Annotated in this window: 16 protein-coding genes; 3 read left to right on the top strand and 13 right to left on the bottom strand. The window is 68.7% G+C overall.

Translation table 11 applies throughout. From position 1 onward, the window contains the following. Positions 1 to 80 precede the first annotated feature (80 nt). The 9 genes from flgJ to flgB form a co-directional block, all read right to left on the bottom strand. Positions 81 to 1,097, bottom strand: a complete 1,017-nt coding sequence (gene flgJ, locus ACFOJE_RS09915) for a flagellar assembly peptidoglycan hydrolase FlgJ (RefSeq protein ID WP_377814168.1) — start codon at positions 1,095 to 1,097, stop codon at positions 81 to 83. Next, positions 1,097 to 2,248 (bottom strand): flagellar basal body P-ring protein FlgI, encoded by a 1,152-nt coding sequence (locus ACFOJE_RS09910; protein WP_377814167.1) that lies wholly within the window; start codon positions 2,246 to 2,248, stop codon positions 1,097 to 1,099. Before ACFOJE_RS09910 ends, flgJ begins: the two co-directional genes overlap by 1 nt. Positions 2,249 to 2,259: 11 nt before the next feature. Then, complete coding sequence (locus ACFOJE_RS09905; RefSeq protein ID WP_377814166.1) at positions 2,260 to 2,931, bottom strand: flagellar basal body L-ring protein FlgH; 672 nt, start codon at positions 2,929 to 2,931, stop codon at positions 2,260 to 2,262. A gap of 20 nt (positions 2,932 to 2,951) precedes the next feature. Continuing rightward, complete coding sequence (flgG, locus tag ACFOJE_RS09900) at positions 2,952 to 3,734, bottom strand: flagellar basal-body rod protein FlgG (RefSeq protein WP_377814165.1); 783 nt, start codon at positions 3,732 to 3,734, stop codon at positions 2,952 to 2,954. A gap of 45 nt (positions 3,735 to 3,779) precedes the next feature. Next, entirely contained in the window at positions 3,780 to 4,541 is a 762-nt protein-coding gene (locus tag ACFOJE_RS09895; protein ID WP_377814164.1) for a flagellar basal body rod protein FlgF, read from the bottom strand. Positions 4,542 to 4,544: 3 nt separating this feature from the next. Beyond that, on the bottom strand, positions 4,545 to 5,702 hold the full coding sequence (gene flgE, locus ACFOJE_RS09890; RefSeq protein ID WP_377814163.1) for a flagellar hook protein FlgE: 1,158 nt from the start codon (positions 5,700 to 5,702) through the stop codon (positions 4,545 to 4,547). A gap of 88 nt (positions 5,703 to 5,790) precedes the next feature. Next, complete coding sequence (flgD, locus tag ACFOJE_RS09885) at positions 5,791 to 6,477, bottom strand: flagellar hook assembly protein FlgD (protein ID WP_377814162.1); 687 nt, start codon at positions 6,475 to 6,477, stop codon at positions 5,791 to 5,793. Continuing rightward, a complete protein-coding gene (gene flgC / locus ACFOJE_RS09880; protein ID WP_377814161.1) occupies positions 6,477 to 6,881 on the bottom strand; it encodes a flagellar basal body rod protein FlgC in 405 nt (134 codons plus the stop codon). Before flgC ends, flgD begins: the two co-directional genes overlap by 1 nt. Before the next feature lie 14 nt (positions 6,882 to 6,895). Then, a complete protein-coding gene (gene flgB, locus ACFOJE_RS09875) occupies positions 6,896 to 7,309 on the bottom strand; it encodes a flagellar basal body rod protein FlgB (RefSeq protein ID WP_377814160.1) in 414 nt (137 codons plus the stop codon). A gap of 165 nt (positions 7,310 to 7,474) precedes the next feature. Between flgB and flgA the strand changes: the two genes are divergently transcribed. From flgA to ACFOJE_RS09860, 3 genes are all read left to right on the top strand, one after another. Then, positions 7,475 to 8,179: a flagellar basal body P-ring formation chaperone FlgA gene (gene flgA, locus ACFOJE_RS09870; RefSeq protein ID WP_377814159.1), complete on the top strand. Its 705-nt coding sequence runs from the start codon at positions 7,475 to 7,477 to the stop codon at positions 8,177 to 8,179. Positions 8,180 to 8,283: 104 nt separating this feature from the next. Next, entirely contained in the window at positions 8,284 to 8,571 is a 288-nt protein-coding gene (gene flgM, locus ACFOJE_RS09865) for a flagellar biosynthesis anti-sigma factor FlgM (RefSeq protein WP_377814158.1), read from the top strand. Positions 8,572 to 8,601: 30 nt separating this feature from the next. Beyond that, the gene (locus ACFOJE_RS09860) at positions 8,602 to 9,048 is read left to right on the top strand and encodes a flagella synthesis protein FlgN (protein ID WP_377814157.1); all 447 of its coding nucleotides are present in this window, start codon (positions 8,602 to 8,604) and stop codon (positions 9,046 to 9,048) included. 49 nt (positions 9,049 to 9,097) lie between these two features. On the opposite strand, the gene ACFOJE_RS09855 is transcribed toward ACFOJE_RS09860, so the two are convergent. The 4 genes from ACFOJE_RS09855 to ACFOJE_RS09840 form a co-directional block, all read right to left on the bottom strand. Further along, positions 9,098 to 10,006, bottom strand: a complete 909-nt coding sequence (locus ACFOJE_RS09855) for an AEC family transporter (RefSeq protein WP_377814156.1) — start codon at positions 10,004 to 10,006, stop codon at positions 9,098 to 9,100. A gap of 73 nt (positions 10,007 to 10,079) precedes the next feature. Further along, entirely contained in the window at positions 10,080 to 10,508 is a 429-nt protein-coding gene (locus ACFOJE_RS09850) for an OsmC family protein (RefSeq protein ID WP_377814155.1), read from the bottom strand. Positions 10,509 to 10,562: 54 nt separating this feature from the next. After that, positions 10,563 to 12,527 carry a DUF7844 domain-containing protein gene (locus ACFOJE_RS09845; RefSeq protein ID WP_377814154.1) on the bottom strand — a complete coding sequence of 655 codons (1,965 nt, stop codon included), beginning with the start codon at positions 12,525 to 12,527 and terminating at the stop codon, positions 10,563 to 10,565. Further along, entirely contained in the window at positions 12,524 to 12,841 is a 318-nt protein-coding gene (locus ACFOJE_RS09840) for a DUF2388 domain-containing protein (RefSeq protein WP_377814153.1), read from the bottom strand. Before ACFOJE_RS09840 ends, ACFOJE_RS09845 begins: the two co-directional genes overlap by 4 nt. Positions 12,842 to 12,964 lie beyond the last annotated feature (123 nt).

The following is a 12,964-nucleotide window of genomic DNA, read 5'->3' as shown; positions in this document are numbered from 1 at the left end:
AATCCGTTCCTTTGCAGATGTCTCGGTTATCGGCCGGCGCGGCGAGAACTTGAGGCCTTCGGCAGCGGCGCCGCCGCCGTTCAGTCGTGCTCGCCTAGCGCCAGGGTGTGGCTGCCCAGGCCGGTCGGGGTTTCCTGCGGCAGCTGGCCGATGCTCTCCATCACCGCGATCAGCTTGTCGGCATAGGCCGGGTCGCTGGCGTAGCCGGCGTCCTGCAGGGCGCGGGCGGCCTGGGGCGCATCGGTCGCGGCGACGACGCCGGCGTAGCGCGGGTTGCTGCCGATCAGCCGGGCGTAGTCGGCGAGTGCCGCCGCGTGGGAGGCGTAGACGCGGAATTTCTCCACCTGCTTCTGGGGCTGGCCGTCGACGTATTCGGTGGTCGCCACTTCGGTGGTCGGTCCGCGCCACTGGCTGCCGGCCTTGATGCCGAACAGGTTGTGGCTGTCGGCCCCGCTGGCCGTGGTGATCTGCCGGCGGCCCCAGCCGGTTTCCAGGGCGGCCTGGGCGAGGATCAGCTCGGTCGGCACGCCGCTGGCGCGGCTGGCCTGGCGGGCCGGGGCGTGCAGGCGGTCGAGGAAGTCCGCGACGTGGGCCGGCCGATCGCTGGTCGTCACCGAGCCCTGCTGGGTCTCGCGCGCCACCCTGGCGTACTGGGCCGCCGCGCTGGCGCCGGCGGCATTCCCGGCATTGGCGCTGACCGGCAGGGGGACGCTGCCGTAGAGCGGTTTCGGCGTGGCCCGCGGGATGCCGGCGAGCAGGTTCTCGCCGCTGTCGCCATCCGTGGCGCCGGCCGCCGCCTGGGCCGCCTGCAGCTGTCCGACCAGTTGCTCGGCCAGCCCCAGGCCGTGTCCGGCCAGGTGCTGCGCCAGCTGCTGGTCGAGCAGTTCGGTGTAGAGCTGGTTCTCCGAGCTGTCCAGCAGGTCGGAGCGCGGCGTCGCCGCGCGCATGCTCTTGAGCATCATCTGCAGGAACAGCGCCTCGAACTGCTTGCTGGTCTCCACCAGGGCGGCGGGCGAGTCTTCCCGGGCGGTCTGCTTGAGTCGCTGCAGGCCCTGGACGTCGAGGGCGAAACGTTCGCCGAGGCCGGACACGCTCATCAGATGATCTCCAGGTCGGCGCGCAGCGAGCCGGCGGCCTTGAGGGCTTCGAGGATCGACATCAGGTCCTGCGGCGTGGCGCCCAGGGCGTTCAGTGCCTTGACCACGTCCATCAGGTCGGCAGCGCCTTCGACCATGTGCAGGGCGCCGCCCTTCTGCTCGATGGAGATGTTGCTGTTGGACTGCATCGCCGTCTGGCCCTGGGAGAAGGGCTCGGGCTGCACCACCTGGTTCTGCGTGTCGATCACGATCGACAGGTTGCCGTGGGCCACCGCGGCCCGGTGCAGCTTGACCTGGCCGTTGAGCACCACGGCGCCGGTACGCGAGTTGAGGATGACCTTCGGTCGGGTGACCGCCGGAGTGACCTCGACGTTCTCCACTCGCGCCATGAAGTTCACCTGGCCGTTGGGCGATTGCGGGCCGGGGGCCAGCCTGACCAGTCCGCCGTCGACGGCGGAAGCCACGGCACGGCCGAAGTCGCGGTTGATGGCGTAGACCACCCGCTGCGCGGTGGCGAAGTCGGGCTGGTGCAGGTAGAGGTCCAGCGCGCCGTTGGCATCGCCGAGCTGCAGCGGCACCGGGCGCTCGACCGTGGCGCCTCCGGCGATCCGCCCGCCGCCCTGCTGGTTGATCTGCACGCTGCTGCCGTTGGCCGCCGCGCTGGCGCCGTTCAGCAGCAGGTTGCCCTGGGCCAGGGCGTAGACCTGGCCGTCCGGCCCCTTCAGCGGCGTCATCAGCAGGGTGCCGCCGCGCAGGCTGCGGGCGTTGCCGACGGAGGAGACCACCACGTCGAGCTGCTGGCCGGGCCGGGCGAAGGGCGGCATGTCGGCGGTCACCATCACCGCGGCGATGTTGCGCATCTGCATGTTCTTGCCCTGGGGCACGGTGATCCCCAGTTGCGACAGCATGTTGGTCAGACCCTGCTCGGTGAAGGGGGTCTGGGTGGTCTGGTCGCCGCTGTTGTCGAGCCCGGCCACCAGGCCGTAGCCGACCAGTTTGTTGTTGCGCACGCCGGCGAAGTTGGCGATGTCGCGGACCTTCTCGGCCTGGGCCGCGGCAGCGCACAGCAGGCCGGCCAGGCCCAGTACCAGGCCCAGCAGCGGCCGTCCCAGGCGCAGGGCCGGACGGGAAAGGAAAAGCGGATCAGCCATGACAGGACGCATCAGAAGGGTGAGACGTTGAGGAAGAAGCGCTGCAGCCAGCCCATGGTCTGCGCCTCGTTGATGTAGCCGTCGCCGACGTACTCGATGCGCGCCTCGCCGACCAGCGTCGAGGACACCGTGTTCTGCTGGGTGATGGTGCGCGGGTTGACCACGCCGGAGAACCGGATGAATTCGGTGCCCTGGTTGATGGCGATCTGTTTTTCGCCGCGCACGCGCAGGTTGCCGTTGGGCCATACCTCCATCACGGTCACGGTGATGGTGCCGGTGAAGGAGTTGTTGGCGTTGGAGGCGCCCTTGCCGCTGAAGTCGGTCGTGCCCTGGGCGTTGGCGCTGGTGCTGGCGTTGCCGAACAGGCCCGCCTTGCTGGATTTCACGTCGAGGCTGAGATCGCTCGTGCCGTCGCGGTTGGCGCTGGAAGCCGAGTTCTTGCTCGCGTTGGCCTTCTCGTTGAGCGTGATGGTCAGGATGTCGCCCACCATGCGCGGCCTGCGGTCCTCGAACAGCGGCTGGAAGCCCTGGGTGGTCTGGTAGATGGAGCCGTTGGCCTGGGCCGGCGGCAGCACGGGAGCCGTCATCGGCTCCTCCTGCACGATGGGCTTGCGCGGAATCTGCGCACAGCCCACTGCCAGCAGGAGTCCCAGCAGCGGCAGTCCGACGGACAGACGGGACAAGGACGCTTTCCTCGCAGGCATTACAGTTGCGCCAGTCGCGACAGCATCTGGTCGGAGCTCGACACGGCCTTGCTGTTGATCTCGTAGGCGCGCTGGGTCTGGATCATGTTGACCATCTCCTCCACCACGTTGACGTTGGAGGTCTCCACGTAGCCCTGGTAGAGCACGCCGGCGCCGTTGTTGCCGGGGGTGTTGACGCTCGGCGCCCCGGAGGAGCTGGTCTCCAGGTAGAGGTTGTCGCCGATGCTCTGCAGGCCGGCCTCGTTGACGAACAGCGCGACGTTCAGCTGGCCGACCTGGGTGGACTGCTGGGTTCCCGGCTGGGTCACCGACACGATGCCGTCCTGGCTGACGGTGATCGACAGGGCGTTCTGCGGAATGGTGATGCCGTCGGTCAGCAGCAGACCGGCGGAGGTGACCATCTGGCCGTTCTGGTCGAGCTGGAAGCTGCCGTCGCGGGTGTAGGCGATGGTGCCGTCGAGCATCTGGACCTGGAAGAAGCCGCGGCCGTTGATCGCCACGTCCTTGGAGTTCTCGGTGCTCTGCAGGTTGCCCTGGCTGTGCAGGCGCTCGGTGGCCAGCGGGCGGACCCCGGTACCGATCTGCAGGCCGGACGGCAGCTTGGTCTGGGTTGTGTTGTCGGCGCCCGGCTGGCGCACGTTCTGGTACAGCAGGTCGGTGAACACCGCGCGGCTGCGCTTGAAGCCGTTGGTGCTGACGTTGGCCAGGTTGTTGGCGATCACGTCCATCTGCACCTGCTGGGATTCCAGGCCGGTCTTGGCCGTCCACAGCGATCTGATCATGTTCGATTCCTCTTCGGTTTAGCGGTCGCCGGGCGACGGCGCGGCTCAGCCCTGCAGGGACAGCAGGCTGTTGGCGCGCTGGGCGTTCTCGTTGGCGCTGTCGATGACCTTCATCTGCATCTCGTAGCGGCGTCCGGTGTCGATCATCGCCACCATGGCCTCGACGGTGCTGACGTTGCTGCCCTCCAGGGAGCCGGTGACCAGGCGCATGTTGTTGTCGACCGTCAGCGGCTGGCGGACGCCGTTGGCGTCGGGCAGCGAGTGGAACAGGCCGTCCTCGTTGCGCTCGAGCTGGCCGGTGCCGGCCGAGACCATCTTCAGACGGCCGACGATGGCGCTGCTCTTCGGGGTGTTGTTCTGGCTCATCTCGACGACGCTGAGGGTGCCGTCGCTGCCGATGTCCAGCCGGCTGCCCGGCGGCACGAACAGGGGGCCGCCCTGTCCGATCACGGCGTTGCCGCCCACCGTCAGCATGCCGTTGTCGTCGACCTGCAGGTCGCCGCGGCGGGTGTAGGCCTCGCTGCCGTCGGCGGCCTGCACCGCCAGCCAGCCGCCCTCGGCCAGGGTCACGTCCAGCGGACGGCCGGTACGACTGACCGGCCCCTGGCTGAAGTCGGTACCGTTGTTGGTGACCTGTACCGAAGCGCGGGTCGGCAGGCCTTCGCCGGTCACTGGCACCGCCTGCATCTCCACGAGCTGGGCGCGAAAGCCCGGCGTCACGGCGTTGGCCAGGTTGTTGCTGACCACCGCCTGCTGGTCGAGGCTCTGCTTGGCGCCGCTCATGGCGGTGAAGAGCATGCGATCCATGGCTTAGTTACCCAGGTTGACCGCTTGCTGCAGGACTTCGCTCTGCGCCTTGACCGATTGCGAGTTGGCCTGGAAGGTGCGTTGGGCGACGATCAGGTTGACCAGCTCCTTGGTCAGGTCGACGTTCGAGGACTCGGTCATGCCGGTCTGAATGGAGCCGAACTGGCCGATGCCGGCAGTGCCCAAAATCGCCTGACCGGAAGCGGTGGTCGCAGTCCAGGCGTTGTCGCCGATCGGCTGCAGGCCTTCCGGGCTGCGGAAGGAGGCGAGCTGGATCTGTCCCAGTGGGTTGCTCTGATCGTTGGAGTAGTTGCCGATGATGTTGCCGTTCTCATCGATGGTGAAGCCCACCAGGCTGCCGGCGGTATAACCGTTCTGGGTCAGGGTGGTCATCTCGAAGTCGTTGCCGAACTGGGTGGTCCCGGTCAGATCGAGATTGAAGCTCAGGTTCGCGGCGCCGTTGCTCATGGTGTAGCCATAGGTGGAGGTCGCGCCGGAGGTCAGTACGCCGCTGGAGTCGAAGGCGACCGTCTGGGTGGTAGCGGAGGCCGTGCCGTCGAGGCTGGTCTGCACGGTCCACTGGTTGGTTGCCGGGGCGGCATCCTTGCTGAAGAACATGGTCAGGGTATGGCTGTTGCCCAGCGAGTCGTAGACTGTGGCGGTGTTGGCATAGGAGTAGGTGATCCCGGTCGCCGAGTCGGTGTAAGTCTTGGTGGCGTTGGCGTCCAGGTTCAGGGTCGCGCCGACCTTGGTGGTGGCCGTCGCAGCAAGGCCGGCGGACGGAACCTGCACGGGAGCGCCGCTCACGCCCACCAGTTGCGCACCCTGGGAGTTTTCCAGGTAGCCGTCGGGGGTCAGGGTGAGCTGGCCGTTGCGCGAGTACACCGTCTGGCCGTTCTGCTGGAAGGTGAAGAAGCCGGTGCCGCTGATGGCCAGGTCCAGCGCGCGGTTGGTGGTTTCCGGGGTGCCGTTGGTGAAGTTCTGCACCACGCCGGCGGTCTTGACGCCCATGCCGACCCGGCTGCCAGCGGCGTAGATGTCGGCGAAGCGGGTGGTGGAGCTCTTGAAGCCGACCGTCTGGGAGTTGGCGATGTTGTTGCTGATGACGTTGAGGTTGCCCGAAGAGGCGTTGAGGCCGCTGAGCGCCTGAGAAAAGCCCATGTTCTGCTCCGTGAAGGTTTCTGGCTGCCGGCGCCTGCGAGGCGCCGATCACTGCTAAACGCTAAACATCGATAAAACGGTCAGGCACTCAGAGGACCTGACGGACGTCGGACAGGGCGACGGTGCCCTGCACCGCCCCCAGATTCAGCAACGGCCCTTTGTCGCTGCGGGTGACCCCGCTCACCTGGGCGTAGTCGAGGGTGGTGGAGGTCAGTGCCTGCCCCTTGGAGCTGGCCTTGATGGTCACGGTGTAGGCGCCGTCGGGGGCCTGGCTGCCATCGGTTTGGGTGGCGTCCCAGGAGAAGGAATGCACGCCGGCGTCCAGGGCGCCCAGATCGTACTGGCGCACCACGGTGCCGCTGGAGTCGGCGATGCTCACGCTGACCGAGTCGGCGGCGCTGGTCAGCTCGACGCCGAACGGCGTGGCCACGCCGCTGCCGACTTTGATCTGGTCGCCCGGCACCAGCACGCCCTTGCCGACCAGCGTGGCGGCCTGCAGGGCTTCGCTCTGGCTGATCTGTCCGGTGATGCCCTGCAGGGTCGCGTTGAGCGACTGGATACCGCTGACCGTGTTGATCTGCGCCAGCTGGGTGACCATCTGGGAGTTGTCCATCGGCTGCAGGGGGTCCTGGTTCTGCAGCTGGGTGGTCAGCAGGGTCATGAAGTTGCTCTGCAGCGCCTCGGCCGTGCTCTGGGTGGACGAGCTCGAGGAACTGGACGACGAAGTCCCGTTCATCTTGCTGATGACACTGCTGTCGATGGTGTTGTTGATCATCAGGCGTCTCCCAGGGTCAGGGTCTTCAGCATCATCTGCTTGCTGGTGTTCATCACTTCCACGTTCGCCTGGTAGGAGCGCGAAGCGGCGATCATGTTGACCATCTCATGCACCGGCTCGACGTTGGGCAGGCTCACGTAGCCGTTGGCGTCGGCCAGCGGATGGTCGGGGCGGTATTCCAGGCGCAGCGGCGCCTGATCCTCGAACACCTGGGTCACGCGCACCCCGCCGAGGCCCTGGGCGTCCTGGCCCTGGGCCTCGAAGACCACCTGCTTGGCGCGGTAGGCGCCGTTCGGCCCGGCCACGCTGTCGGCGTTGGCCAGGTTGCTGGCGGTCACGTTCATGCGCTGCGACTGGGCGCTGAGTGCCGAGCCGGAGATATCGAAGATGTTGAACATCGACATGCTTATCTACCTTGTCATTCCGATTGCATCGCCGTCTTGAGCTTCTGCAGGCTGCTCTTCAGGAAGGACACGCTGGCCTGGTAGCGCACCGCGTTGTCGGTGAACTGGGCGCGCTCGCGGTCCATGTCCACGGTGTTGCCGTCCAGAGTGGGCTGGTCCGGCACCCGGTAGAGCAGTTCGCTGACCCCGGAGGTCTGCTGGGTGGCGTTCAGATGGCGGGCCGAGGTGGTGGACAGGCGCATGACGCGATCGCCCGGCCGCCCGTTGTCGATGACCCTGGCCAGTTCGGCGGAGAAGTCGAAGTCGCGTGCCAGGTAATTCGGCGTGTCGGCATTGGCGATGTTGGAGGCCAGTACCTGCTGGCGCTCGGCGCGCAGATTCAGCGCATCCTGCTGAAAGCGCAGATGGTTATCGAGTTTGTCGAGCATGCCTGCGACCCCCTCACTTGGTCATTGAGCAACTGGCAGAATAGCTGCGGGCCTGTCGAGGCAAAGGCCGAAACAGGCCCGCATTTATCGACCAATTCCGTCCTTGCCCCGCTGCGCCCCCTCCTAGAATTCCCTTCTCGCCGTCCCGTCGGAATCGCCTTGCCCATGCCGCGCCGCCGCCTGCTCCGATCGCTCCCCGTCCCGCTCCGCGGCCTGTCGCTGTGCCTCGCGGCCCTGCTGCTCGGGGGGCAGCCGGCCGGCGCCGAGGAGGACCTGGTAACGAGCCGGGTTCGCGACCTGCTGATCCCGCAGCTGCCGGAGAACGCCGAGATTGTGGTCCAGCAGGCGGCCGGCAACCTGCCGCCCTGCGAGGACCCGCAGCCCTTCCTGCCGCAATCCGGCCAGCGCCTGCTCGGGCGGGTCAGCATTGGCGTCCGCTGCGCCGGCATGTCGCCGCAGACCCGCTACCTGCAGGCCACGATCAGCGTCAACGGCGATTACTTGGTCGTCCGGCGGGCGATCAGGGCCGGCGAGATCGTCGAGCCCGACATGCTCGAATTGCGACAGGGACCCCTGGAGCGCCTGCCGCGCGGAACCCTGACCGCGCCGGAGCAGGCCGTCGGCCTGCAGGCCGGCCGTGCCCTGAGCGCTGGCAGCACGCTGCAGGACAACGCCTTGCGCCGGCCGCTGCTGGTCGAACGCAATGCGCGGGTTACCTTGGAGGCCCAGGGCGCGGGATTCGTCATCCGCCGCGAAGCCGTGGCCCTCGAGGGCGGCAGCCTGGACAGCGAGGTGCGCCTGCGCGCCGACTCCGGCGAAGTGCTGCGCGGTCGGGTGATCGGCGCCAACCGGCTGACGGTGCTCTACTGAGTGGCGAACGGTATGTTTTTGCGCGATTTGCGCAGCGCAGCGATTCAAGTTGGCGCGCGGAACGCCGATACTGTAGGTGGGACCACCGCGAGAGAACACCAACCGTGAAAATCGACAGCTCCTTCCCAGGCGCCGGCCGCACCTCGGTCGACGGCAAGGGAACCGGCGTCCGCGTGCGCCGCAGCGAGGCGATCGACCAGCCGCAGGCCTCGGCCGACGTCACGCATCTGAACCAGAACGGCGAAGCGAACGCCACGCAGGACATCGACATGGCCCGGGTCGCCGAGATCCGCCAGGCCATCAGCGAAGGTCGCCTACAGCTTCGCCCCGAGCGCATCGCCGACGGTCTGATCGACAGCGTCAAGGACCTGCTCGGCGACGCCCAGTCCTGAATTTCCCGTCGTTAGTCGGATGGATGCCCCATGAGCCTGGCCAAGCACCTCGAAACCCAGCAGCGGACCCTGCAGCAGTTGATCGACCTGCTCGAACAGGAGCGACTGGCGCTGAGCGTCGCCAAGGTCGACGGTGAGCGCCTGGCCGAGCTGGCCGAGGCCAAGCAGGCCCTGCTGGCGGAGCTGGATCGTCTGGAGAGCCAGCGCCACAGTGCCCAGCTCAAGCTCGGCTACGGCGATGGGAACCGGGGCGCCGAACGGGCCGCCACGGATGCCGGCTGCCTGCCGGCCTGGCAGAACCTGCGCGAACTGGCCCTGCGCGCCAAGCAGCTCAACGAGTTCAATGGCGACAACATCCGCAACCGCATGTCGCACAACCAGCGCATCCTCAACTTCCTGCACGAAGCCGCCGGCCACTCGCTCTACGGTCCGGACGGGCGCTCCCGGCGCGGCAGTCTCAGCGGCCTGACCGGCTGACGAAAGACTCGCCGGCTCCACGCGTCCCGTTTTCTCTCGGTTTCGCCGGCTAGCTTCTCAGCAGGAACAGCACCAGCGGCAGGCTGGCCGCCGCCAGCAGGGTCTGCAGGGTGATCAGCCCGGCCATCAGGTGGCCGTCGCCGCCCAGCTGACGGGTCAGCACGTAAGCGGTGGGCGCCGTGGGCAGGCCGAAGAACAGCACCAGCACCACGCTCTCCAGCGCCGGCAGGTCCAGCAGGCGGGCGATGCCCCAGGCCAGCAGCGGCATCGCCAGCAGGCGCAGGGCGCTGTTCCAGCCCAGGGCCGGCGCTTCCCCTCCCAGCTCCTGCGGTTTCAGGGCGGCGCCGACGCAGAGTAGGCCCAGCGGCAGGCTGGCGGCAGCAAGCAGGCCGAGCAGGCGCTCCGTGCCGCCGGGCAGGCCGAGGCCGGAGAGGTTGTACAGTGCGCCGGCCAGGCAGGCGAGGATCAGCGGGTTCCGCAGGATCGGCAGCAGCAGCGTCCGCGGATCGCGGCCGTGCTCGGCGCAGAACGCCCAGACCGACATCAGGTTCACCGCCGGCACCATCAGCGCCAGCATCAGCGCGGCCTGGGCCAGCCCGGTCGGGCCGAACAGGCTGCCCACCGCGGCCAGGCCAAGATAGGTATTGAAGCGCAGCAGCCCCTGGGTGAGGGCGCCGAAGCGGGCCGCCGGCCAGCCCTGCCGGCGCCGCACCAGCAGCAGTCCGGCCCAGGCCAGTCCGAGGCCGAGCAGCACGGCGGCCGCCAGGCGTGGCAGCGCCGGATTGTGCAGCGGCGCCCGGGCCAGACTGTCGAACAGCAGAGCCGGGAACAGGATGAAGTAGTTGAGCCGCTCGGCGCCGGGCCAGAAGCCCTCGCCGACGAAGTCCAGCCGGCGCAGGAGATGGCCGCCGACGATCAGGGCGAACAGTGGCCAGAGGGCCAGCAACAGGTCGAGCACGGTTTTCCCCCGGCCGCTTGGGTCGCCCCATCTTGAGCGGCACGCGCGGGCGAGACAAGGGCCGGGGGCGGGCTCAGCCCTGCTGCAGCGTGGCCTTCAGGCTGATCGGTGCCTTGAACAGCTTGGACACCGGACAGCTTTCCTTGGCCTGGTTGGCGATTTTCTCGAACTGCTCGGGCGAGGCGCCGGGGACGCGGGCCTCGAGGGTCAGATCGATCGCTGTGATGGAGAAATCCTGGCCCTGCTGTTCCAGGGTGACCTCGGCCCGGGTCTCGATGCGCTCGGGCGTCAGGCCCGCGGCGCCGAGCAGGTTGGCCAGGGCCATGGAGAAGCAGCCGGCGTGGGCGGCGCCGATCAGCTCCTCGGGATTGGTGCCGGGCTCGTCCTGGAAGCGGGTGTTGAATCCGTAGGGCTGATCCTTGAGCACGCCGCTCTGGGTGCTGATGCTGCCTTTGCCCTGCTTCAGGTTGCCTTGCCAGACGGCCGATGCGCTCTTCTTCACGGTGCTGCCCTCCGCTGTGGGTGTCCTCATCAGAGGAACCCGTGGCAGGCAAGTTCAGGGCAGTCGCACGCCACCCGCCGCCCGGTGCAGGCCGCGCAGGTGCTCGCCGAGACGGGCGAGGTTGGCCTCGTTGGCCTGCAGTTCGGCCCGGCGCGCCGGCAGCAGCAGGTCGCGGACCTCCCGGTCGAGGTCGTCGCTGAGCCGGCGCAGGGTCTGCTGTCGGGCCGCGCTGCGCTGCTCCAGGCGCTGCCATTCGCCGCTCTGGGGCAGGCCGTAGCCGCCGTCGAGCAGTTCGGCCGGGCGACTGAGGAAGCCGCTGTTGGCGAGGATCTTCTGCAGGGTGTCGCCGGCCTTGCCCAGCGTCGGAGCCGCGCCGCTACCCTGGCGGGCGCCGAGGTAGCGCTGCTTGAGCTCCTCCTGGGCGAGCAGCAGCTGGCGGCGCATGGCCGCCTGTTCGAGCAGCAGCAGGGCGGCGCTGGCGCGCAGGTCGGCCTTGGCGAACCAGGGCCGGCGCGCCTCGGCCGGTTGCGCCAGCCAGTCCTCGACGCTCGCCTGCGGAACCTGCAGGCGCTGGCGCAGGACGGCGAACATCGCCCGGTAGCGGTCGCGGAAGGAGTCGAAGCGGTAGCCCAGGCGCAGGGCCTCCTTGGGATCGTCGAGCACGCTGCGGTCGGCCAGGCCGCGGCTGGCGAGCAGCTCCAGCAGGGCGTTGGGCATGATGGTGTCGAGGGCGGTCAGCTGCCGGTGGCCGGTGCCGCTGCGCAGCAGCTTGAGGGTCTCCACCGCGCAGTTGTTGGACAGGAAGTAGTAGTCGCCGTCGTAGCTCCAGTGCTGCTCGGCGGCGTGCTCGACCAGCGCGCGGCGTTCGTCGTCGCCGAGCCGCAGCGGCACCGAAGCGAGGCTGCGCAGTTCGACCTTGGTGTATTCGTCGATCACCTGGGACAGCGGCAGGATGAACAGCCGCGAGGGGTAGCTGCCGGTCAGGCCGTCCCAGCTGGAGAGCTGCACGTCGCCGACGAAGGCGCGGTACGAGAGCACCAGGTGGTGCTCCAGGTCCAGCCGGCAGTCCGGCCCGCGCGGCCGGTTCGGCGCGCAGACCACCAGGCGCAGCATGCTGTGGCCCCAGCGGCTGGCCCAGGCGTCGTTGGCCTCGGCGAACAGGTAGTCGACTTCGTAGACCCGCTCGGGATCGAGCTGGCCGAGGGGTTGGCGGTCGAAGTCGCGGCTGGCGTTGAGATAGGGCAGCGCCTTGGGGCACTCGGTGCGGCTGGCCGGTGCCCAGCCGAAGTGGGCCTGGAAATAGCGGTACAGCGAGGGGCGGCGGCAGGGATAGCTGGGATCGAGGAGGAAGTACTCCAGATTCACCGCGACGAACTCGCGCGGGTTGCTCAGCTCGTAGCGGTCCGGGCTGCGCAGGTCCTGGTGGTTGTCCCGCTCGCGCGTGCCGCGCTGGCCGACGGCCTGCTGCCAGCCGGCCAGATCCAGCAGGCGCGGGTCGTCGGAGAGGGTGAAGCGGCGCGCGGTCTGGCCGCGGCACTGCTCGGGCAGGCCGACCTCGCCGAGGCTTTCGGCCTGCTGGCGGCAGCGGTGCAGCTGCAGCCGGTCGGCTTCCGACCAGGCGCGGCTGCGGTCGTAGAGATGGGCCAGTTCGTGCAGTACGGTGGCCAGCAGTTCGCGGCGCACCGTGCCGTGCGGCCGGCCGTTCCGCTCGCTGGCGGCGGAGCCGTCGGCGAGCCCGGGCAGCAGCCTGGCGTTGAGCTCCAGCAGGTCGGGCCGGCTGGCGCGGCCGTAGCCGTTGGCCGGCAGGCGCCGGCTCCAGCGCACCTCGACCTTGCGATCCAGCCGCTCGACGAGCCGCGGCGGCAGCGCGGCCCGGGCTTCGTCGAGCAGAGCCTGGCTGGCCAGGCTCTGGTCCGGGGGCAGGCCCTTATCATCCAGTGCCAGGCGCAGTTCGGCGTGCGCGCCAGTGCCGGCCAGCAGCAGGAGCGCCGCACCTAGCCAGGCGCGCAGCGGTTTCACCGGGCGAGGATGGCTTCGGCCAGGGCCAGGTCGCTGGCGTCGCGGGCTTCCGGCAGCCGCTCGCGGATCGCGCCGAGCGCGGCTTCCAGCTGCGCGCCGCGGATGGCACCGTTGCTGGCGACGAAGCTGGCGGCATCGTCGCGGGCAGCGACCACTACCTTCATGTCGCGGATCGAGGTGGTGGTGTCGGAGGTGAAGTCGAGGGAGCGGTCGAGGGCGCGCACTACCATGTCGCTGGTAGCTTCGACGGAGCGAGCCTGGGCGACGCCGCTGGCCAGCAGCAGGGCGGTAGCGAGGAGCAGGGGATGACGCATTGGCAGGAAATCTCGTTGCGATAGTGGATGGATGACAGCCGGGCCGGCATGGCGGGCATGCCCGGGCCGGTTCGGCTGTCGGTGATTCACGGGGTCGCAAAGCTAACGGAACGGGCCGAGCCA

The organism is Azotobacter bryophylli, from assembly GCF_042643485.1.
Classification (GTDB): domain Bacteria; phylum Pseudomonadota; class Gammaproteobacteria; order Pseudomonadales; family Pseudomonadaceae; genus Azotobacter; species Azotobacter bryophylli.
Note: the sequence above shows the minus strand (reverse complement) of the source record. Positions and strands in the feature narration are given on the sequence as shown.